Source organism: Rubrivirga sp. SAORIC476, assembly GCF_002283555.1.
In the GTDB taxonomy this organism is placed as follows: domain Bacteria; phylum Bacteroidota; class Rhodothermia; order Rhodothermales; family Rubricoccaceae; genus Rubrivirga.
In genome coordinates, this window is the sequence record NZ_MVOI01000003.1 from 119294 (window position 1) to 139713 (window position 20420).

The 20420-nt window shown below is 70.2% G+C and carries 18 protein-coding genes; 11 read left to right on the top strand and 7 right to left on the bottom strand.

Annotated features, from left to right (window positions below):
• The first annotated feature begins 104 nt into the window (after positions 1 to 104).
• On the top strand, positions 105 to 668 hold the full coding sequence (gene dps, locus B1759_RS02350; protein WP_095513432.1) for a DNA starvation/stationary phase protection protein Dps: 564 nt from the start codon (positions 105 to 107) through the stop codon (positions 666 to 668).
• A gap of 51 nt (positions 669 to 719) precedes the next feature.
• Here dps and B1759_RS02355 read toward each other — a convergent pair whose 3' ends face one another.
• From B1759_RS02355 to B1759_RS02375, 5 genes are all read right to left on the bottom strand, one after another.
• Positions 720 to 2090: a carboxypeptidase-like regulatory domain-containing protein gene (locus tag B1759_RS02355; protein ID WP_158225079.1), complete on the bottom strand. Its 1371-nt coding sequence runs from the start codon at positions 2088 to 2090 to the stop codon at positions 720 to 722.
• A 62-nt stretch (positions 2091 to 2152) separates the two neighbouring features.
• A complete protein-coding gene (locus B1759_RS02360; RefSeq protein ID WP_095513434.1) occupies positions 2153 to 2800 on the bottom strand; it encodes a fumarylacetoacetate hydrolase family protein in 648 nt (215 codons plus the stop codon).
• A gap of 119 nt (positions 2801 to 2919) precedes the next feature.
• On the bottom strand, positions 2920 to 3429 hold the full coding sequence (locus B1759_RS02365) for an HNH endonuclease (protein WP_095513435.1): 510 nt from the start codon (positions 3427 to 3429) through the stop codon (positions 2920 to 2922).
• 174 nt (positions 3430 to 3603) lie between these two features.
• The gene (locus tag B1759_RS02370) at positions 3604 to 4056 is read right to left on the bottom strand and encodes a DUF2147 domain-containing protein (protein ID WP_158225080.1); all 453 of its coding nucleotides are present in this window, start codon (positions 4054 to 4056) and stop codon (positions 3604 to 3606) included.
• Positions 4057 to 4195: 139 nt separating this feature from the next.
• Positions 4196 to 5644 carry a YfcC family protein gene (locus tag B1759_RS02375; RefSeq protein WP_095513437.1) on the bottom strand — a complete coding sequence of 483 codons (1449 nt, stop codon included), beginning with the start codon at positions 5642 to 5644 and terminating at the stop codon, positions 4196 to 4198.
• 85 nt (positions 5645 to 5729) lie between these two features.
• Between B1759_RS02375 and B1759_RS19170 the strand changes: the two genes are divergently transcribed.
• From B1759_RS19170 to B1759_RS02400, 6 genes are all read left to right on the top strand, one after another.
• Positions 5730 to 6737, top strand: coding sequence for a tetratricopeptide repeat protein (locus B1759_RS19170; protein WP_158225081.1), 1008 nt, complete (start codon positions 5730 to 5732; stop codon positions 6735 to 6737).
• A 10-nt stretch (positions 6738 to 6747) separates the two neighbouring features.
• Complete coding sequence (locus tag B1759_RS02380; protein ID WP_158225082.1) at positions 6748 to 7533, top strand: DUF4292 domain-containing protein; 786 nt, start codon at positions 6748 to 6750, stop codon at positions 7531 to 7533.
• Between the two features lie 63 nt (positions 7534 to 7596).
• The gene (locus B1759_RS02385) at positions 7597 to 9114 is read left to right on the top strand and encodes a murein hydrolase activator EnvC (protein WP_095513439.1); all 1518 of its coding nucleotides are present in this window, start codon (positions 7597 to 7599) and stop codon (positions 9112 to 9114) included.
• A 419-nt stretch (positions 9115 to 9533) separates the two neighbouring features.
• Positions 9534 to 10289, top strand: a complete 756-nt coding sequence (locus tag B1759_RS02390) for a thiopeptide-type bacteriocin biosynthesis protein (RefSeq protein ID WP_095513440.1) — start codon at positions 9534 to 9536, stop codon at positions 10287 to 10289.
• On the top strand, positions 10286 to 11110 hold the full coding sequence (locus B1759_RS02395) for a hypothetical protein (RefSeq protein ID WP_095513441.1): 825 nt from the start codon (positions 10286 to 10288) through the stop codon (positions 11108 to 11110). Before B1759_RS02390 ends, B1759_RS02395 begins: the two co-directional genes overlap by 4 nt.
• Before the next feature lie 17 nt (positions 11111 to 11127).
• The gene (locus B1759_RS02400) at positions 11128 to 12372 is read left to right on the top strand and encodes a cupin domain-containing protein (protein ID WP_095513442.1); all 1245 of its coding nucleotides are present in this window, start codon (positions 11128 to 11130) and stop codon (positions 12370 to 12372) included.
• Between the two features lie 23 nt (positions 12373 to 12395).
• Here B1759_RS02400 and B1759_RS02405 read toward each other — a convergent pair whose 3' ends face one another.
• Positions 12396 to 13160 carry a DUF4097 family beta strand repeat-containing protein gene (locus B1759_RS02405; RefSeq protein ID WP_143537243.1) on the bottom strand — a complete coding sequence of 255 codons (765 nt, stop codon included), beginning with the start codon at positions 13158 to 13160 and terminating at the stop codon, positions 12396 to 12398.
• A 211-nt stretch (positions 13161 to 13371) separates the two neighbouring features.
• On the bottom strand, positions 13372 to 13929 hold the full coding sequence (locus B1759_RS02410) for a hypothetical protein (protein ID WP_095513444.1): 558 nt from the start codon (positions 13927 to 13929) through the stop codon (positions 13372 to 13374).
• 112 nt (positions 13930 to 14041) lie between these two features.
• Here B1759_RS02410 and B1759_RS02415 point away from each other — a divergent pair, with 112 nt between their 5' ends.
• The 4 genes from B1759_RS02415 to B1759_RS02430 all read left to right on the top strand — a co-directional run bounded on the left by B1759_RS02415 (position 14042) and on the right by B1759_RS02430 (position 20400).
• Positions 14042 to 16477, top strand: a complete 2436-nt coding sequence (locus B1759_RS02415; RefSeq protein WP_255380486.1) for a TonB-dependent receptor domain-containing protein — start codon at positions 14042 to 14044, stop codon at positions 16475 to 16477.
• 186 nt (positions 16478 to 16663) lie between these two features.
• Positions 16664 to 16849 (top strand): hypothetical protein, encoded by a 186-nt coding sequence (locus tag B1759_RS02420; RefSeq protein ID WP_143537244.1) that lies wholly within the window; start codon positions 16664 to 16666, stop codon positions 16847 to 16849.
• 171 nt (positions 16850 to 17020) lie between these two features.
• Entirely contained in the window at positions 17021 to 19318 is a 2298-nt protein-coding gene (locus B1759_RS02425) for a hypothetical protein (RefSeq protein WP_095513447.1), read from the top strand.
• Positions 19315 to 20400 carry a lantibiotic dehydratase C-terminal domain-containing protein gene (locus B1759_RS02430; protein WP_095513448.1) on the top strand — a complete coding sequence of 362 codons (1086 nt, stop codon included), beginning with the start codon at positions 19315 to 19317 and terminating at the stop codon, positions 20398 to 20400. The genes B1759_RS02425 and B1759_RS02430 overlap by 4 nt, the downstream gene beginning before the upstream one ends.
• The last annotated feature ends 20 nt before the right edge of the window (positions 20401 to 20420 follow it).

Consider the following 20420-nt stretch of genomic DNA (forward strand, 5'->3'; position numbering starts at 1 on the left):
CGGGCTCGGGGAGCCCCTGAGTCCGGACAGAGATTCCGAGAGGGTCGGATCAGCAGCGCCCACGGGCCGGTATAGACGATCCCTCTCTTCCCTTCTCTCCTCCCATGGCAGACTCCAAGACCGCTCAGACCCCGTACACCACCCGCCTCGGCATCGACGCCGACAAGCGGCACCAGCTCGTCGAGCTGCTCAACACGACCCTCGCCGCGACCTCGGACCTCTACTCTCAGACGAAGCAGGCCCACTGGAACGTCAAGGGCAAGGACTTCTACCAGCTCCACCTGCTCTACGACGAGCTGGCCGAGAAGCTGGAGGAGCCCGCAGACCTCATCGCCGAGCGCATCGTTCTCCTCGGCGGCTACGCGTACGGCACCGTACGGATGGCGGCCAAGAACAGCCTCATCGACCCCTTCCCCGGCACCGACCAGGACGAGGACGAGAGCGATCTCAACGACCCGTCGTTCCTCACCGTCCTCGCCGACCGCTGGGCGCAGTACGCCGATCACATCCGCGAGTCGAACGGCAAGAGCGACGAGATCGGTGACCCCGGCACGACGGACCTCTACGACCAGATCGTCCACGTCGCAGAGCGGGGCACGTGGTTCATCGAGGGCCACCTCCAGCGCTTCCACGGCGGCCTGACCGGCAAGGGGCAGGACCCGAAGTAGGCCACCGGGCGCGGAGCGCGGGCTCATCCCCACGCTCTGCGCCCGCCTCGTTCAGTCGTCGTCCTCTCCCTCCACGTCGACGCCCGCCAGGGAGAGGGCAGCGCCGAACAGGCCTCCCAGCGACAGCCCCTCCTGGGGCTTGAGGAGGTCGGCCAGTTCCGACCGTCGGATCCACTCCGACTCATTGGCGACCACCTCCAGACTGTCGAACGGGAGCGCCGCGCGCCCGGCCCGGAAGATCTCGTGGCCCGCGTAGGCGCTCCGCGGATTCCGGTAGCGACGTCCCAGGCCGGTCGCCTCGCCGCGGACGCCCGGCACCACGAGGTCCAGCAGTGTGGTCTGGCGGAAGCGAACCTGTGGAATGCGGTTGCCGGGGAGGTTCACCTGCACCGTCCCCTCGCGGTCGAACCGGCGTGGGAGCCAGACCGAGTCGGCCAGCGACGCGCTGGTCCAGACCGGCTCGAACTCCCAGTGGTACGAGGCGTCGAACAGATCGACCGAGCCGCCGGGCGAGAAGTCCGCCCGGAGGTCCGCCTCGGCGATGACGAGGAGCGAGTCGACGACCCGGATGCGGCCCGCCACGAGGCCGCCGCGACGCGGGATGACGGCGAGGTCGAGGTACCGGAGGCCGTCCACCTCGACGGTCTCGCCCAGCCGAAAGGCGTAGTGGTCGAGCGCATCGTAGCGGGTGGGCGACGGGATGGGGCGCCCGTCGAGCCACAGCACGTCCTCGAAGTAGAGGTCCGGGAGCGGCTCCAGCCCGGCCCACCGGAACGGCCCGCCATCGGGCAGCCGCCGCCGGGCGACGACCTCCTCCTGGAGCCCGAGGCCGCGCGACCACGACAGGTTGGAGACGGCCTCGGTGAGCGAGATCGCGACCGGCCGCACGTCGGTGACGCCGTCGCGAGTGAGCAGCAGGCGCGAGTAGCCTTCGGCCGCATACGCCCCGAGCCGAACCGAGAGGCGCTGGCGGCGTGCGAGCAGGCGCCGCCACAGCACCTCCCCGGGCGGCTCGTCGGTCACCACCACCTCGCCGAGCGTCGTCGGCGCGGGCGAGAGGCGGACGGTCCGCCGGACGACGCCGTCCTGCAGGTCCTCCGCTGTGAGAGGCACCAGACCCGGCGCGTAGCCGACGAACCGCACCACGACGGTCGCGGGAAGCTCGGGCAGGTCGAGTGCGAGCCGTCCCTCGGCGTCGGCGGAGGCGCCGCCCTGGAAACCCTGCACCTGAGCCGTCGCGCCGGGGAGCGGCTGGCGGGTCTCCGCATCCACGACGGTCGCCTCGAAGCGCCCGACGCTCTCGGTGGGGCGCGGGGCCGACCGGTCGGGCACCGTCACCCCGGTCCGGACAGGCTGGGCCTGCGCGGTGAGCGCGACGAGGGCGAACGCCAGCCAGGCGGAGCGGCGGAGGGTGGAGGGCACGAGCGGCAGAGAGGAAACCGGGGCAGACCGCCTCCGAACGACCGACCGCGCCGCGTGGTGCCTCAGCGTCGCACGCCGACCGTCAGCGACGGGAAGCCGCCGATGGAGGCGACCAGCGTCTCGCCTTCGTGCACCGGACCCACACCCTCCGGCGTGCCGGTGTAGATCAGGTCGCCCGGCTCCAGCGTGAACACGCTCGACAGGAACGAGACGATGCGGGCCACCGAGAACGCCATCAGGGAGGTCGAGCCCTGCTGACGCACCTCGCCGTCGATGGTGAGCGTGATGTCGAGCGCCTGGGGGTCTGGCACGTCGGCGGCGTCCACGAGCGGACCGAGCGGCGCGAACGTGTCGAAGCCCTTGGCGACGCTCCACGGCTTGCCGCCCTTCTTGGCGTCCGCCTGGAGGTCGCGCGCCGTCATATCGAGGCCGACGGCGTAGGCCGCGACGTGCCCGAGGGCGTCCGCCTCGGCGACGTCCTTGCCGCCCGTGCCGATCACGGCGACCAGTTCCACCTCGTGGTGGACGTCGGCCGACTGGCGGGGCAGCACGATGTCGTCGCCGTCCGCGATGAGCGCCGAGGACGGCTTCAGGAAGACGACCGGCTGGTCGCCCTCGCGCCCGCCCATCTCGATGACGTGGGCGACGTAGTTGCGGCCGATGCAGAGGACTTTGCCGGGCCGGAGGTCGCGGCCGTCAGGGAGGATCATGGGGGTCGGGAATCAGGGATCGGGAACCGAGAAGTTCGGGCCGCTGCTGCTCCGCGACCAGACCTCTGTCGTTGCAATCGACCGAAGCGGATTCCTCTGTCCGCGAGCGCAGCGCCCCCTCACGCTGCGAACAGGAACGGCTTCCACGCCTCCTCCCCGGTGCCGATCAGGTCGCGCATGTACATGACGTGGCTCGGGCGGAAGGGGCGCGAGTACATCGTCAGCCCCGCCTCCTCTGGCGTTCGGTTGCCCTTGCGGTTGTTGCAGGGCGTGCACGCGGCGACGAGGTTCTCCCATGTGTCCGGCCCACCCCGCGACTTCGGCATCACGTGGTCGATGGTGAGCCGCTCGGTGGCGCCGCAGTAGACGCACGTGTGACCGTCGCGGCGGATCACGTTGCGGCGCGTCAGGAGCACCTTGCGGTACGGCACCCGCACGTAGCGCTTCAGCCGAACGACGCTCGGCCACGGGTACGAGGCGCGCGTCGAGCGCAGCGCTCGGTCTGCCCGCGCGGCCACCATCTCGGCCTTCTGCAGGAACACCAACCCCACCGCCCGCTCGACGCTGCACACCGACAGCGCCTGGTAGTCCTGGTTGAGCACCAGGACCGGGCCGCCGAGGGAGTTCACGACCGGCCCGCGACGGAGCGGGCGACCGACGGCAGGAGACCGTGGGGGGACGACGTTGGGAAGGCAGCGGCACGGTTCGCGGTCGGCACCGGCGCCGACGGCTCCGTGATGATACGACGAAGCCCCCCGGCTGCGAGCGCAACCGGGGGGCCGTCACGAATCCCTAACCGAGGATCAGGAGGCGCAGTTCGAGGCCGCCGCGCGACGCCACGTCTGCGAGCGACCCAGCGCGCGGACGCCGATGTATCCGCGGAGGTACAGACGGTCGCTGTTGCCCTCGACGAGGTTCATCAGCGCGTTGTAGGTCCGGCCGCTCTTCGGGTCGATGATGCTGCCGCCGGTGTACCGGTTGCCATCGGCCCGGAAGCCGCTCATGATCCGCTCGTTGCGGAGGACGCGGTTGTTGTAGCGATCCGCGCAGTCGGTGCAGCGACCACCGCTGTTCGTGAGGCGGACGATGTCGCCGACTTTGGCGCCGCCCTCAGAGTAGATCCGGACGTACGACTTGACGCTGCCGTCGTCGTCGTCGATGGTCGCCCAACAGCCGTCGACGGACTGAGCGAAGGCGGGGGCAGCGAGGACGAGGAGAGCGACGGCGCCGAGCGCACGAAGGAAGAATCGGGACATGGTGCGGGGGAGGGTGGGAGAACCAGTGGGAGTCCGGAGGCTGTCAAGGGACGTGCCAACCGGGCGGGAGCGCGATGCGAAGAACGTGTGGTGGCAGCGCTTCCGTGCCCGGTAGTGTACACCGTTAAGGACCTCGGGTTCACGCATACCCGATCCCGACCGCGATCACGAGGGCGACGAGGCCGACCGTCACGAGGAGCAGTTGCAGCGGAAGCACCCACTTCGCCCACGTCGGCCACGGGACCTTTGCGAGCGACAACACGCCCATCAGGACGGCGCTGGTGGGGATAATCATGTTCGTGAAGCCGTCCCCCATCTGGAAGGCGAGCACTGCCGTCTGGCGGCTCACGCCGACGAGGTCGGCCAGCGGGGCCATGAGCGGCATCGTCAGCGCGGCCTGCCCGCTGCCGGACGGGACGAAGAAGTTGATCGCGGTCTGGATGCCGAACATCGCGCACGCCGCCAGCGTCGCGCCCGCACCACCGAGCCCGGAGGCCAGAGCGTCGAGGATCGTGTCCACGACGTGACCGTCTTCGAGGACAATCAGGATGCCCCGCGCCAGCCCGATGATGACGGCCGTCGGCGCCAGGTCGCGGACGCCCATCATGAACGCGCGGGCCGTCCCGTTGCCGCCCAGCCCACCGACGGCGCCCATCACCACCCCGAGGCCGACGAACAGGGCTGCGATCTCGACGATGTACCACTGCGCCAGCAGCACACCCGCGACCAGCACGCCGATGCCTGCGGCGAACGCGAGCAGCACCGCCCCATGGGTGGCCGTGAAGCCGCTCTCCACCTCCACCAGCCCCTCCCCCTTCTGCGCGGCGTCGATGGCGTGGACCGGGCTCCGAGCCGGGTCCCGGCGAACGCGCCGCGCATGCCACATCACGAAGCCCGCCACCACGGCCGTCACGATCACCCAGAGCACGACCCGGAACCCCGCGCCGCTGAACAGCGCCACGCCCGAGATCCCCTGCGCCACGCCGACCGTGAACGGGTTGAAGAAGGCCGACGCGAATCCCGCCGCGCTGCCCAGGAACGGAATCGCGGCGCCCGTCAGCGAGTCGTAGCCCAGCGCCAGCGCCAGGGGGACGAAGATGAGCACGAAGGGAATGGTCTCCTCCGACATCCCGAACACCGCCCCACCGAGCGAGAAGATGGCGATGAAGAGCGGGATGAGCAGCACGTCCAGCGTCGGGGACCGCTCGGCGGCCGAGACCACGCGCCGCAGCGCGGCGTCCACCGCCCCGGTCTCGGTCAGCACCGCGAACGCACCGCCGACGAGCAGCACGAACGCGATGATGGGCGCCGCGTCCTCATCGACGAACCCGCGGATGGGCGCCTGGAGGACCATCGCCGCCGAGTGCAGCAGGCGGCTCACGACCCCCTCGTCGCCCCGCTCCATACGCCCGTAAGAGCCCGGCACGACCACCTCGCGCGTCCCGACGCCCTCGACCTCGATCTCGGCGCGGGCATACTCGCCCGGTGGCACGATCCAGGTGAGCACCGCTGCGAACACGATGATCCCCGCGAGGATGAGCGTCGTGTCGGGCGCGCGGAAGCGGGACAGCGTGGGGGCGTCGGCCATGGGGTGGGGTACGAACCGGCCGAAAGCTAGCGTTGGCCCGCCGCGCGCTCGTGCGATCTTCCGTTCCCCCCCTCCCCCCTACCCTGTGCGCCTCGCGGTCGCCCTGCTCCTCCTCGCCGCCATGCCGGCCTCGGCGCAGTCACGGGCCGACGCCGCGGAGGCCGAAGGTCGGTTCGTCCGCGCGCTGACGGCCGTCGCCATCGAGGACTTCGAGACGGCCCGCCGCTCGCTGGACGCAGTCCTGGAGGCCGCGCCCGGCGACGTGACCGTGCTGACCCTCCGCGCCGAGGTCGCCACGGCCATGGACGCTCCCGCCGACGCCGTCTTCTTCGCCCGCCGGGCGACCGAGGCCGCGCCCGACCGCGCCGAGGCGTGGCTGGCCTTCGCCACTGCCCTCCGCGGCGCCCGCCAGCCGGCCGAGGCGGCCTCAGTGATCGATCGCGCCCGCACCCTCTCTCCTGCCGACCCGGACGTGCTCGCGCTCTCGGCCGACCTCGCCGCGGAGCGTGGAGACGCGGCTGCCGAGCGAGACGCCCTCGCCGCCCTCGTCCGCGTGGGCGACACCGTCGCGGCGCGGCTCCGGCTCTCCGTGCTCGCCGAGCAGCAGGGCGACGCCGACGACGCGCTCGCACAGGCCCAGGCCGCCGTTCGACTCGCGCCCAACGACCCCGCGGTCCGCCGACGGGTGGACGAGCTTCGAGGCGGTGCTCGGTCTGCGGCCTCGCCGACTCCGGGAGGTGAGGCGGACGGCCCTGCGCTGTTCGCCGCGGGACAGTTCGCGGAGGCCGCCGACGCGCTGCTGGCCGAGATCGACGACGATCCGCGCCAGATCGACCGCTGGGCGCTCGCGCTCCAGGCCCTCGCCCAGACTGCGGACCCTCGCGCCGGGGCGACGGCCGACGATGCCCTCCTGCTGTTTGCCTCCGTGCCGTCCGTCCTCGTGGGCGCTGCAGAGGCGTACGCCGCGGCCGGCCGCACCGACGACGCGCTCGCTGCTGCCCAGCGCGCCGCCGATGCCCTCGACCTCCTCGGCGACGACCTGCCCGACGCGCCCGCGCTCCGGGCCCGGCTCGACGCCGTCCTTTCCCGCTGACCCTCTCCCCGTGCTCGCTCGCCTCTCCGGCCTCTTCGCCCTCGCCGTCGCCCTCAGCGGCTGCATCACCACCGGCCCCCTCGTCACCGACGCCCCGACTGGCGAGGCGGCTGGCTACCCGAACCACACCGTCGCCCAGATCGTGGCGGCGGTCGATGCCTCGGTCGCGCCCGTCCTGAGCGTCGCGGCCGACGGCGACCTCCGCGTGGAGCAGAACGGCAGCGACCAGAGCGCCTCGTTCAGCCTGCGGACGCGCCTGGAGGACAGCACCACCGTCGTCGTGCGCGGCCCGTTGGGCATCACCGTCGGCCGCGCCCTCGTGACCCGGGACTCGGTGCTGTTCGCCAACTCGCTCCAGGACGAGCTCGTGATCGGGCCGCTCTCCGCCGCCGACCGCATCGTCCCCGGCGCCAGCGCCGACGCCCGCGTCGTTCGCGCCGCCCTCGGCCTCCTCGTCCCCGAGGCGGACGTGGTGTGGTCGCTCAGCGCGCAGGACGGCCTGTACCAGCTCACCGGGCGCCTCCCCGGCGGTGCCGGGAGCCGCGCCTATACCATCGACCCGGCCCTCTGGCGCGTCGTCCGCGTCCTCGAATTCGGCGCCGACGGACGGCAGGCGGGACTTCAGGAGGCGAGCGCGTTCGACACCGTCGATGGCGTCGTGCTGCCCCGGCAGGTCCGGCTGGAGGGTGCCGGGACGACGGTCAGCCTGGAGCACCGTCGGCTGGAGGTCAACCCCGCGGACCTCCGCCTGCGGTTCGTGCGCCCGGAGGGGTACGACGTCATCGAGATCGAGTAGTCGCAGACGGTCGCTCGCCGGCTCCCCTCTTTACCTTTCGGCCGTCTCGCCGACACTCCGGTCATGCGTCGCGTCCTCCTTCTCAGCTTGCTCCTGGCCGTTCCCGCGCTGGCGCAGGACCGCCAGGCAACCGAGCGCCGCCTGAGCGGCCTCCGCTCTCAGATCGAGGGCGTCGAGCAGCGGGTCCGCGAGACACGCGGCCAGGAGGCGACCGAGTTGCAGGCCCTGGAGGGACTCGACGCCGAGGTCCAACTCCGCGAGCAGCTCGTCTCGGGGTACCGGACCCAGATCGGGACCATCCGCGGCGAGACCGAGACGCTCCGGCGCTCCATCGAGCGGCTCGAGACCGAGATCCAGGACGCCAAGCAGTCGTACCGGGAGCGCGCCCGCCACGCCTACATGCACGGCCGTCGCAACAGCCTCGCGCTGATCCTCTCCGCCGGGTCGGTCAACCAGATGATCGTGCGCGCGCGCTACCTGCAGCAGTTCGCGAGCCGACGCCGCGCGCAGGTGGACCGCATCGCTCAAAAGACCGGCGAGATGCGGACCCGGGAGGTGGCCGTCCGCTCATCGCTCGAGGAGACGCAGCGGCTGCTCCAGCAGAGCCAGGCCGAGCAGACGCGCATCGCGCAGAGCCGACGCGAGCGCGAGCGCCTCGTCGCCGACCTCCGCTCGCAGCGGGGCCGCCTGGAGCGCGAGCTCGCACAGCGCCGCACCGACGCCCAGCAACTGGCGGGCCTCGTTCAGGACCTCGTCGCCCAGGAGCGAGCCCGCGCTGCCGCCGAGCGGGAACGCCAGCGGATCGCGGAGGCGGAGCGCGAGCGCCAGGCCGCGGCCCAGGCTGCCGCCCAGGCCGCTGCGACAGCCGAGGCGGAGCGCATCGCCCGCGTGGAACGACAGGCCCGTGAGGCCGAGCAGCGCGCCCGCCGAGCCGCCGAGGTCCGCAGGCGCCCCGAGCCCAGGACCGCCCCGACGCCTTCGCCGCCCATCGCCGAGGCGACGCCGACGCCCGCGCCGACGCCGCCACCTGCCCCGCCGACGCCCACACCGGCTCCCGTGCGCGAGCCGGAGGTCACCGCCCCCGCTCCTCGGCCAGCCCCCAGAACGACGACGCCCGCCCCCGCGCCGCCGCCCGCCCCCGCGCCGCCGCCCGCTACCAACCGGACCGTCGACCTCACGGGCTCCTTCAGTCAGAACCGGGGCCGCCTCCCCCGCCCCGCCGACGGCACCATCACCGGACTCTTCGGGTCCCGTCGCGACCCGGTGACGGGCACGACGACCAGTTCGCCGGGCATCGACATCTCGACGGCTCCGGCCGCCCCAGCGCGTGCCGTGTTCGAGGGCGTCGTGCAGCGCGTCGGCACGATTCCGACCTACGGCACATACGTGATGATCTCGCACGGCGAGTACGTGACGCTCTACGGCAACCTGTCGCAGGTGGCCGTCTCGCAGGGCCAGAGCGTCCGCGCGGGCGAGGTGATCGGCCGAGCAGGGACGGCGTCCCAGCGGCGCGGCTCCCAGCTGTTCTTCGCCCTCTACCAGGGCGGCACTGCGGTCAACCCGGCGAGCTGGCTGCGGTAGCACGCGGCACGTGGGCCGAACCGTCGGACGGCCCAGCACCTCCGGAGAACACGCGTGGCAACTCGGGGCTGCTGCGCAGCGCCTGGATCTCCCCTGCACCAGACACGGTGGGGGTCGCGGGACAGGGTCGCATGGAGACCAACGGTCCAGAGAGCCTCCCCGATCCAGGCTGTGTCCAGTCGGTAGGAGCGGGCGCACCGAGAGCTCTCGGCTGCTACCCGAATGCAACCCGATGTTTGGACCACGTCGCCCGATTTCGATGAATCGGATCCGAACTCTCCTGATGCACAAACCCACAGAGGTCGGTACCCTTCGGAAAGCGCGCTGTCAGTCAGGCAACCCTTTCGTCCGCCCGATCCTTGCCACCCACTGCCCCTTCGGTTCTCTACCGCCGAGAACACACCAAGGCGTGTGCCCGGATGTGGCACAGCTACCACGTCTCGCTCGTCGCTCTCCATGGTGGCGATCTCGCCACCATCCTCGCGCGCACGCTGGCCCCCGCCCTGGTGCGTCTCGCTGCCGACGGCGACGCACACCGCTTTTTCCACCTGTTCTACAGGGAGGAGCGCCTCGAACTCCGACTCCGGATCCAGGCGCAGCCTTCGGCTCGACAGGCGCACCTCGACGCGCTCGCTCCCCTCGCCGCGGCGTTCGGTGCGGCCGGTGTGCGTCTCGTGCCCTACTCGCGTGAGACCCACTACTTCGGCGAGACGTGGGATTCCGTCTACGCCGAGGTGATGAACGGACACACGTCGACGCTCGCCCTCAGTTTTCAGGCGCGCACGTGGCCGGATCGCTCTACCCTCGCACTCGCAACGGCACTCACGATCTCCACCCTGTGGTCGGAGGCGCTCCGTGGAGATGCACGCGAGGGGCTCTCTCGGAGCGTCGCCTTCGCCCGCCGGCACGCCGCCTCGGCCGACGCGCCCACGCCCTCGCTCGCCGCCCTCCGAACGATGGCGGACGCCCTCAAGGGTCCTCTCGAGTCCCGCCAGGACGTCCGAGCCCTCGCTGCGCTGATCCGCCGCTCGATCCACCGAGGCGGGCAGGGCCTGTTCGTCGGCGTCCACGCCCTGCACTTGTTCTGCAACAAGCTCGGTTTCTCCTTCGAGGAGGAGAGGATCATCTGTGAGACCGCGCGGACGGCGTACGACCAGCTCCTCGCGGACCGATGACCGCCGACGGCATCCTGGCGATCTCAGCTCTCATCGCGGCGTGCGGCGTTGCGCTGGACGCCGCCGAGTTGCTCGGCCCAAAAAGCCCGCTCGACCGGTACTTCGCCTGGGAGGCGACTCGCTTTCGGCCGACGCTGAGACGGCTGACGCAAACGGGCCCGCTCAAGTGGGCACTCGGGGTCCAGATCGCGGCCGCCTTCGGGGTGGCTCCCCTGGTCCTGTGGGCTGGGCCTGCGGGCGCACTTCTGGGCATCGTGGTCCTCGCCGTACACCTCCTCGTCCGCATCCGAGCACCGCTCAGTTCCAACGGGGCGGACTACATGCAATTGATCGTGTGGTCGGCCGTGGTCGCGTATGGTCTCGCTGGCGGCTCTCTCGGGCGGTCTGCGGCCCTGTGGTTCGTCGCGGGCAATGCCGTGGTGGCCTACGTGACGGCGGGCCTCAAGAAGCTGTCGGTGCCCGGCTGGCGAGACGGAACGGTGCTCGGCTCGATCATGGCCACCGAGACCTTCGGGACGCCAGCGCTGGTGCCGCTCATGCACGTGCGCCCCCTCGCCGCCGTCGCAGCGTGGGGCACGCTCGGCTTCGAGACCCTGGGGCCTCTTCTCATCCTGCTGGGACCGCCCGGCGCGCTGACGTTCGCCGCGATCGCCACGCTGTTCCACGTCGGGATCGCCGCAACCATGGGGCTCAACCGGTTCGTGTTCGCCTTCGGAGCGGCACTTCCCAGCACCTACTGGATCTCTGCGCCCCTGAATGACCTCGCAACATCGTCCCTTTCCACCCTTCTTCACATCACCTCCCCTGTGCTAGGTTTGTGACCCCCTCCCCCACACCCATGGACTTCCCCTTCGAAAAACTCATCGCCCCCATCTCCGTCGAGACGTTCTTCGCGGAGTACTGGGAGAAGAAACCGCTCCACATCTCGCGTGGGGACAGCTCGTACTACGATGGCCTCGCCACGACCCGTGAGATCGACTCCCTGATCACGGGATTCTCCGGGGAGCAAGGCATGTCGCTGTCGGTGATCGGCTCCCGGGGGCCGGAGACCACGATCCATGAGTTCGGCTCGGGCGTCGCGTACGAGCAGGAGGGCGTGTACAAGGCGTTCGCCAACGGGTCCACCGTCCGCATCCGCGGCATCCAGCGCCACCTCCCTGGCGGACAGGCCCTGGCGGCCGGGGTCACGCAACACACGAGCGCACCGGTCCGGATCAACATGTACCTGACGCCTCGCAACTCGCAGGGCTTCAACGTCCATCAGGACGGCCACGAAGTCCTGGTGGTGCAGATCAAGGGACGCAAGCACTGGAACGTGTACGCTGAGCCCGTCGAGTTGCCGAACGACCAGCTCGTCCGAGGGCGGCCGGAGCTGTTCGGCCTCAAGGCGGGTGCGGTCCGCTACTCGCACTCCACAGACCCGAACAGCGAGCCCCCGCTGATGATGGAGGTCGTACTGGAGGAGGGCGACTTCCTCTACATCCCGCGCGGGTTCTACCACGCGGCCTACACGACCGACACCCTCTCGATGCACTTCACCATCGGCGCGTACACCCTCACCTGGCACGACGCTGTGCTTGCGGCGTTGGGCGACGTGTTCGGCGCGTCGCCCGAGCTCCGGCGCTCGCTCCCCGCAGGGTTCGCCCGCGGTGCCGACCCGGCCGACATCGAGGCACACAGCGAGGACGTGCTCGCGGCCCTCCGGGAGCGGCTCGACGCGTCGGTGCTGGCACGGGCGGTGGATACCCTCGGCGCGCGCGTCGTCGCGACGACCGCCGCCCCCTTCCAGGGCTTGATCGAGGATGTCGACCGGGCGGACACGCTGGGCATGGACGACCCGGTTCGCATGCGGCAGGACCTCCTCTACCGGGTCGACGAGCGCGCCTCGACGAAAATCCTGTCCTTTAACGGGCGGACCGTCCGCTTCCCGGACGGTGCCGACGGAGTGCTGGAACGCATCGAAGGAGGCGCCGCCTTCTCCGCGACGGACCTCCCTGCCGAGATCCCGGCCGAGGCCCGCCTCAAGCTGGTTCGTCAGCTCGTGAAGGTGGGCATGCTGATGCCCGTGGCGCGGGCGGCCTGAGCCTGCCGAGTGTTCGCGCCGGGCTACAGCCCGGCCGTCCGGATCCGCACGGTGCCCTCGGTCGTGCGGATCTTCAGGCCTCGGCTTCCGTCCCCGATTCGCCCATAGACCGCCCCGGTGCTGGGGTCCCGGAACACCGGAAGGTCCGTCCGCACGCGGCCGAAGCGGCTGAAGGCGTCCACCTCGACGCCGGTTCCCTCCGCGAGGCGCACGCTCACGTCCCCGTCGTTGGTCCGCAGGTCGACCGGTCCGCTCCAGGCCACCGTGGACAGGTCGAGGTAGATGTCACCATCGCTCGTGAAGGCGGAGATGGCGCCCGGTAGCGCCGCCTCGATGTCCCCGTCGTAGGTGTGGGCCCGAAATGAGACGCCCTCCGGGACTCGGACCACGAACGAGACGCCGACGTCAGACTCGTCCCGACCAACGCCGCCGAGACGCCCGCCGCCGCCCAGCACGCACCCTTTCGGGCCGAGTTCGGCCGAGTAGCCTCGCTCTTCGAGGTACTCCGCATCGTCGGCGATCGCACAGATCGACACGCTCCCGTCGGCGCCCATCACCAAGTCGAGGCGGACCGTCTCCCATGCCGCCCCGAACCGCTGGATCTCGACCTCGACCTCGTCCGACTCGGACCGTTCGGCCAGGATCTCTCCGCTCACGTTCTGGATCTCGATGGCGGCCCCGGGAGGCACGACCCCGCTCCAGCGGGCGTCTCGACCCTCGACGTCGAGCGAGTCCACTGGCACAGAAGGAGCGACGAGAAGGGCGACGACGAGTGCCAGAGCAGACATGGACATCAGGGAAGGCGGGATGGGCTCAACGACGAGACTGCATCGATAGTACCACCTGTTCCGATCGACAGCTACGAGCACGGGCCGCTAGGGTAGGCGAGCGCATTCCATCCCGGTGGGGCGCAGTCTCTGGACGGGTCACCGCACCAGCCGACGGTCTCCTCGAGATCGCTCCCCCACGGCCGCGGCTGGGTTCGCCGAGGTCCCCCCCTCAGCGAGACGCCATCCCCTCGTCGTCGGAGTGAAACGCCGAGACGAGCAACGGCTTGATGGGCGATGCGCCTCCCAGCTCGGCCCGGATTCCGACCAGGAACTGACAGCCTGCCGTCTCCTCCCCCTCCGGGGTCGTCTCGCGCGGCACGGTGGAGGCCGCATAACGGAGGAGCAGACGATACGGCTCTCCCTCGCGGATCCGCCCCGAGGTCCCGTCCGACGCATGGAGGTGGGCGAGCAGCCAGTGGCGCGTGTTCGAGACAGCGACCCGCATCCGTCGGTCGGGGTGAACGAGACGAAGGACGCCCTGCCGACGCCCCGTCGGGACGGCGTGCCACCCCGTCGGCGTCCCGTCGGGGCCTCGCCGACGGGCATACACGAAGACATCGGTCGTGCCGACGTCGGCGGTAAAGAAGCCCCATCCCGGCAACAGCCCCAACCGATCCCGACGCCGAACCCACGCCATCAGGCGCTTCAGCGGCGGGTGACGGAATTGGTTGAGAAGCGCCAGCGCAAACCACAGCGCCAGCACCCCAGTCACCACGAGTGAGAGCATAGGGAATGGCCGGAAGCTGCCCAAAGGTACACCAAATCATCGACGCCCCATGTATACTCTATCGCCGATCGGCATCCCTGCCTCTTCCGGCTCTCTCCACAGTGCTCTTCAAATGCATATCTGGCCACGCACCGCTTTGCTTCTCGGAGTTCTGTGTGCGCTCAGCACGACCAGTTGGGCACAGGGCCAAGGCCCAGGGGTGATCGTCGGGACGGTCGTGGACACCGCGACGGACAGCACGCTGACGCCCGCCAGCGTCGCGCTCTACAGCACGGCCGACTCGTCCTTCGTGACCGGCGTCGCGACCGACGCGGCGGGGGCGTTTCGGTTCGACGGCCTACCGGCTGGCGGGTACCGCGTACGCGTCAGCTTCCTGGGCTACGACACCGTGCGCCGCGACACGGTCGTCGGCACCGAACCGGTCCGCCTCGGCCGCCTCGGGCTCACCGCGACCGCGCAGGCGCTGGGCGGCGCCGAGGTGGTCGGCAACCGACCCGAGGTGCAGCAGGTCGGCGACCGGACGATCTACGACGTGCAGAATCAGGCCGTCACAGCAGGCGGGAACGCGCTGGAGACGCTCCAGACGCTCCCTTCGGTCGATGTGGACGTAGACGGGAACGTCTCCCTCCGAGGCAACGGGGACGTGGCGATTCACGTCAACGGACGACCCGTCCCCTTGCAAGGCGCGCTCCTGACGGGATACCTCCGGCAGATCTCGTCCAGCCAGATCGGCAGCGTCGAGGTGATTCCGAACCCCTCGGCGCGCTACGACCCCGAGGGGACTGGCGGAATCATCAACATCGTCCTCGTCCAGAACACAGACCGTGGGCTCTCGGGCGGGACCACCGTCGGAGGGGGGACGGCCCCGGCCGCCGAACTCGGCGGGACCCTCTCCTACCAGCGAGGCGCCTTCGACGCGACCGGGACGCTGGGCGTCCGGTACGACGCCTTCGACCTCGCAGGAACCACCGAGCGGGGCGTCCCGATCGTCGGTGTGCCAGGATTCCAGGCCTATGACGAGGCGACGGAGACCCTCTCCGTCTTCACCACCGCGCGCGTGGACTACGCTGCCGCCCCACGAACCGCGTTGGTTTTCGAAGGCGTCCTCGGGCAGCGTGACCAGGCGGGGACCGAGGACCTCCGCCAGTTTTCGACCCGCGGCGGCCCCGAAAGCGGCACGCGGTTCGCCGACGGGGACGAGGCGGGCCTGACCGCCAGCGCAGCGGCAGTGCTCAACCACGACTTCGCACCGCCCCCGACACGCGGCCGTGGCCCCCAGCACCGCCTGTCTCTGGAAGCCAAGGCGTTCCGCACCCGTTCCGACGACGACGATGTGTTTACCGAGCGAGCCTCCGGCGTCCTGACCGGACTCGAACAGTCCACAGAGGACCAAACCGTCGTCGACGCGTATGCCAAAGCCGACTACACGCGCCCGGTCGGGTCCGGGCTCATTGAGGCCGGAGGACGCCTCACGCGCCGCTCCGTCGATGGCACACTGGACTACTCGATCGGGGAGGTGGCCGTCACGGACCCCCTGCGGTCCAACGCACTCACCTATCGCGAGACGGTTCTCGCCGCGTACGGCCAGGCGTCGCGGTCGTTCGGGCGCCTCGAGACCCTGGCCGGACTCCGGGTCGAAACCACCTCCCGCGCCTTCGACCTCCTCAACGACGCGCCGCCGCTGGCCGGGCTTCCCCCTCTGGAGGGGGAGGCGGACGACCGCTACACGGACCTCTTCCCGAGCGCCTTCCTGACGCTCCCGATTCAAGGTCGGTCCGGATCCAACCTGCGCGCCAGCTACAGCCGCCGCATCTCGCGGCCCAGTGCGTCGCAGCTCAACCCCTTCCCTTCCTTCGAGGACACGCTCACGATCCGGCGGGGCAATCCGGCGCTCTCACCCGAGTACACAGACGCATTCGAGGTCAGCGCGCGGTACAAGTACCTGGTTACGGTAACGCCCTTCTACAACCGTACCACGAGCCCCATCCGTCGTCTGCTCACAGAGGGAACGAGCGGGACCCGGGTGTTCGGCCTCGCCAATCTCGACCTCCAGGAGAGCTACGGAGTGGACCTCTCCGTGTTCGAGCGTCGAGGGCCCGTCCGAGCCTACGTCGCAGGCAGCCTCTACCGGTCCACGACATCAGGCATGGCTCTCGGGAGCACGTTCTCATCCGACGATGTCCAGGCGACTGCACGAGGCAACATCCGCGTGCAGGTTGCGGAGGGGACGAGCATTCAGGCATTCGGGTACTACCGCGGACCTCAGGAGACAGAGACAGGTCGCGTCTCTGGGTTTGGAATCGTCTCCCTGGCGGCTGCGCATGAACTCTCCCCCTCTCTCTCGCTTGCGCTCCGGGTCAATGACCTCTTCGCGACATCGACCTTCACCTTCGAGTCATTCGACGGGGCCACCGTCCCGCTCATCGCAGTCCGGAATCCAGCCATTCAGCAGGCATTTATTACACTCAGCTATTCATTCGGGTCGTCGTCTGACCGAGAAGCACCGCAGGCCCCGGAAACGGAAGCTGATTCCGGGTTTGGATTCTAGCCTACTGAATTACAGACGTACAGAGATCCAGAAGATGCACATAAGGGCATCCCTGACCGATCGGCCCCAGACAGATACCAATTGCATCACCGCACCCATTCACCTATACTCGAAATGTTCTCGGGCAATCCGCCCTCCTTGTCTCCAGGTCAATGGATGCACCACTGGCCGCACCCCCGTCTCACCATGGATAACCTTACCCTCGACATCGACCTCAGCGGTGTCACCGATGCCGACGTCGCGCTCCTCCAGGAGTCCGCTGGACGTGGCATGCCCGAGTTCGCAGCGTCCTGCTGTGACGATGGCTGTACGAACTCCTGCGGTTCGTGCGACGATGGCCCCCGCGAGACCACTCCGGAGATCGGTCAGTAGCGTCCGTCACAGTTCGAACTCGCTGCTCGGTGTCCTACACGGAGCAGTACAGCGCGGGGGGCCATGGAGCCCCCCGCGTTTTCTTCTGTCCGCCCACGCCGCGCTTCAGGACGTGACCCGGTGAACGCACCCCTCCCTGTCCTCCCTCAGGTTGATGCCCGAGTCGTCGCCATGCGGCTCGCTGGCGCGCCCCTGTCCGGTGCCTATGGCCGCGGGCTGGGGGCCCGCCGTGAGCACCTCGACTCGGCCCGGGATGCCCACCGCGCGCGGGAGGTGGCCCGGGACGTGCTCGTCGCAGCACTCTACGATGCCATGCCGACCCTCCCCCCACCCGAGCGTCGGGTGGCCCTGCGGGTCAAGCGTTCGGCGTTCAACGGCCGAGCGATCCATAACACGGACGGGCTCCCCGCGACGCTCGCCGATCTCGCATCCGCCTACGAGCAAGCGCGACGCGACGCGGACCGTGCCGCCGACCAGGCCGACGTGGCGACGAGACGCGACGAGCGGCAGGCACTCGACGCCCTGCTCCACGACGACCGGTTCATGGCCGCGGTCGACTATGCCGGGCTGGACCTCGCCCGCGCCGTCCGACAGTACGGCCGTGTCCCCGTTGCCGATCGGACGGAGACTCGGTACGCAAAGGTGGAGACCTCGCTCTACGAGGTCGCGACCCGCTTCTCAAGCAAGGCGAACCCGTTCTTTCTCTACGGACAGGTCAGCATGCCACCCGGATCTCCGTACGCCCTGGCCGAGGCGGCCCGTCTCGCACTCAGCCTTCCGCACGCCCACGTCCTGGAACGCCACCTTCTGGCCACGGCGAACGGGGAGGCCGTAGACCCGTTCGTCATGGCATCGCCCTACTCTGTAGAGGACGGCGCGACGCTCCGGGTGTCGGTGATGTCCGGCGGCGGGCTGATGGAAGTCCGGAGCGTGCCTGTCTCAGAGGGGCTCCTGCGAATGCTGGAGTGCCTCTCTGGCCCCCCGCTCCGGGAGTCCGCCGCGAAGGAAGCCCTCGTGGATGCAGGCATGGCACCGGAGGCCGTCCGGAGCGCCCTCGACACGCTCGTCCGCGCTCGCATCCTGACCCGCTTCCTGATCCGCGACCCGTCCCGCCTCGTGGACGATCTGGAGGCAGGCGGCCTTTCGGCTGAACGCGCGGCACGCCTGCGGGCGGTGCACGGGCGCACGGGCGCACTCGGTGACCTCCCGCTCCGGTTCGATGGCGACCGCCTGTTCGGGTCCGCGGTGATGGAGCGGGCGTCGGCCTCGTCCCAGCCCCCCGCATACGTCACGCGCTACGCCTCGCCCTGGATCGGCGCGGGCCATGACGAGGCGCACGCGCGGATCGCCGCCGACCTCGGCACGCTGGCGCGGGTCCTCGGCGCCCTGCCGAGTGTGCCGAGGACCCGCGCTGCGCTCCGGGAGCGCCTCCTCTCGGACCTCCACGGGAAAGGGCGTGTCCGGTACCTCGACGTGATCACGGAATTGCGCACCCAGCCTCTGCCCGCTCTCTCGGGCAGCGTCCCTCCTCCGGCCTCGGCAGCCAGATATCGAGAGGCCGCCGGCGAGATCTCCCCCGCGACACTCGCCGCGTGGACGCAGACCCTACCTCCCCCCTCGCCCCTCTCCGTCACGGGCGCCGTCGACTATGCGTCGGGCATGTTCTACCTCACGAACCTCTGGGCCGGCGGAGGGCGGTTCCTCCGCCGCTTCCTGCCCGGTGGCTGGGTGCTGGAGGACACGACGTGCAGGGAGCCGGGCGGTGCCCTCACCGTCTCCATCTACGATCCCCTCCAGTCCAACCTCAACGATGCGGCGCGTTCCAGCCGAGTCGGCTTTGCCGTGACCCAGCGCCACCGCTCTCTGTTCGAGGACTGGATCCTCCCGACGGACATCGAGATGTCGGAGCAGGACGGCGAGGTGTGCCTCTGGCGAGCCTCGACCGGGCAGCGACTCCGCTTCGTGCACGATGGGCTGGTCCTCAGCCGCGAGCTGGCCCTGGAATACCGTGTGCTGCTGACTGACTACGCAGACGCCTTCGTGAATCCGTTCGAGCGTCCGGTCCCCCTCTCCGACGCGGTCACGTACGAGCCCGGTGCGCGCTTCGGGTCGGTGTGTGTCCGGCGGGAGCGCTGGGCGGTCCCACGCGGCGCGCTGCCGCCCCGCCTCGCCGACGACTCTCGGTCGGCCACGACGCTCGCCGGCTGGCTCCACGAGACCATTGGGCCCGACCCGACCGCGTACTACTACACCACGACCGGCCCGCGCGCGCGCACGGCGAAGCCCCGCTACCTCGACCTCGGCAGCGCCCTCAGCGCAGCCAGCTTCCTGCGCCGCGTCCGCAAGCTTCGCCCCACCGACCTCGTCCTCCTGAGCCCGGCCCGGCCCGACATCGAGGGTCTGCTCCGTGTGGACGGCCACCCCACCACCTCTGAGCTCATGGTGGACCTTACCCCGCCGGCCCGATGACGCCACCGCGCACGCCCTCCTGGCATACCCTCGCGGTCTACTCCGGGCACCCCAACCGAGTGGTGCTCGACGTCATCCGCGCGTGGGAGCAGGACCTCGGATCGGTGTGCGAGAGCTACTGGACACGCGGGTACGTGGGGGGCGCCCACGTCCGCGTCAACGTCCGAGCCGACGCAGGTACGGCGTCGAGCGTACTGGAGAGGCTCGCCGACATGGCAGCCGACCATTTCGAGACGATGCCGACCACCGACGACGGCGGCTACGACCCCGAGCGGGCCCGTCGGCTCTCCGTCGAGGAAGGGCTGGACGCGGTCGGCATCGACTTCGGGTACCGAGCCGACGTGACGGCGGCGGTGCCCTACCACACCCCCGCCAGCCACCTAGGGGTGGAAGGCGCGACCCTGACCGAGGCCTTTTACGCGGAGAGCCGTCCGACGGCCTACGCCGTCCTGGATGCGACGAGCCCGCGTGCCGAGGCCCTGAAGCTGTACTTCCTGCGGAGCCTCGTTTTCCTCGGCTCCCTCGTCGATGGGTCCCTCTCGTTCCGGTCTCACTGGGAACGCTTCGCGGCGGGAAAGCCCGCCACCCTCACGGCATCCATCGAGGCAGCTTACGCGGCCAACCGGGAGGGCATCCATGCCGTCGCCGAGGCGGCCCTCGCCGAGTGGGAGCACGGGGACCTCTCTCAGGATCCGGTGGTGGCGGCGTGGGTGCCGCTCCAGCGACGGTTCCAGGACCGGATCGCCGCCCTCTACGACGCCGGACGGCTCGGCGCGGTCGTGCCGTCCGAGCCGAGGACCTACCTCGAACATGGGCGTCTGTCGATGGGGGGTGCCGAGCGGGAGACCCCGTTCCTGTCCGTCCTGTTCGGCGACGACGACGCCTTCGACCGGTTCTGTGGCCGCCGGGGTCTCGTGCTGACTCGCATGAACGTCAACCTGCTGTACCTGCTCCTCCCGCAGCTCGGGTTCTCCGTGGTCGACCGGTTCGCGTTCGGTCACTTCGCCTACCGCGCCGTCGAGGACCTCTACGACGTCGACCTCGCCGACCGTCTCCGCGGCGTCATGGCCCGAGGGGCCTGACCCTCACCAACCGTCCCATC

What these genes read in the sequence shown, in the direction of transcription:
- B1759_RS02400 (WP_095513442.1), top strand. Translation starts at nt 11,128, where the DNA reads ATGGACTTCCCCTTCGAAAAACTCATCGCCCCCATCTCCGTCGAGACG.
- B1759_RS02420 (WP_143537244.1), top strand. Translation starts at nt 16,664, where the DNA reads ATGGATAACCTTACCCTCGACATCGACCTCAGCGGTGTCACCGATGCC.
- B1759_RS02390 (WP_095513440.1), top strand. Translation starts at nt 9,534, where the DNA reads ATGTGGCACAGCTACCACGTCTCGCTCGTCGCTCTCCATGGTGGCGAT.
- B1759_RS02375 (WP_095513437.1), bottom strand. Translation starts at nt 5,644, where the DNA reads ATGGCCGACGCCCCCACGCTGTCCCGCTTCCGCGCGCCCGACACGACG.
- B1759_RS02410 (WP_095513444.1), bottom strand. Translation starts at nt 13,929, where the DNA reads ATGCTCTCACTCGTGGTGACTGGGGTGCTGGCGCTGTGGTTTGCGCTG.
- B1759_RS02405 (WP_143537243.1), bottom strand. Translation starts at nt 13,160, where the DNA reads ATGTCTGCTCTGGCACTCGTCGTCGCCCTTCTCGTCGCTCCTTCTGTG.
- B1759_RS02430 (WP_095513448.1), top strand. Translation starts at nt 19,315, where the DNA reads ATGACGCCACCGCGCACGCCCTCCTGGCATACCCTCGCGGTCTACTCC.
- B1759_RS02425 (WP_095513447.1), top strand. Translation starts at nt 17,021, where the DNA reads ATGCGGCTCGCTGGCGCGCCCCTGTCCGGTGCCTATGGCCGCGGGCTG.
- B1759_RS02370 (WP_158225080.1), bottom strand. Translation starts at nt 4,056, where the DNA reads ATGTCCCGATTCTTCCTTCGTGCGCTCGGCGCCGTCGCTCTCCTCGTC.
- B1759_RS02360 (WP_095513434.1), bottom strand. Translation starts at nt 2,800, where the DNA reads ATGATCCTCCCTGACGGCCGCGACCTCCGGCCCGGCAAAGTCCTCTGC.
- dps (WP_095513432.1), top strand. Translation starts at nt 105, where the DNA reads ATGGCAGACTCCAAGACCGCTCAGACCCCGTACACCACCCGCCTCGGC.
- B1759_RS02395 (WP_095513441.1), top strand. Translation starts at nt 10,286, where the DNA reads ATGACCGCCGACGGCATCCTGGCGATCTCAGCTCTCATCGCGGCGTGC.
- B1759_RS02415 (WP_255380486.1), top strand. Translation starts at nt 14,042, where the DNA reads ATGCATATCTGGCCACGCACCGCTTTGCTTCTCGGAGTTCTGTGTGCG.
- B1759_RS02385 (WP_095513439.1), top strand. Translation starts at nt 7,597, where the DNA reads ATGCGTCGCGTCCTCCTTCTCAGCTTGCTCCTGGCCGTTCCCGCGCTG.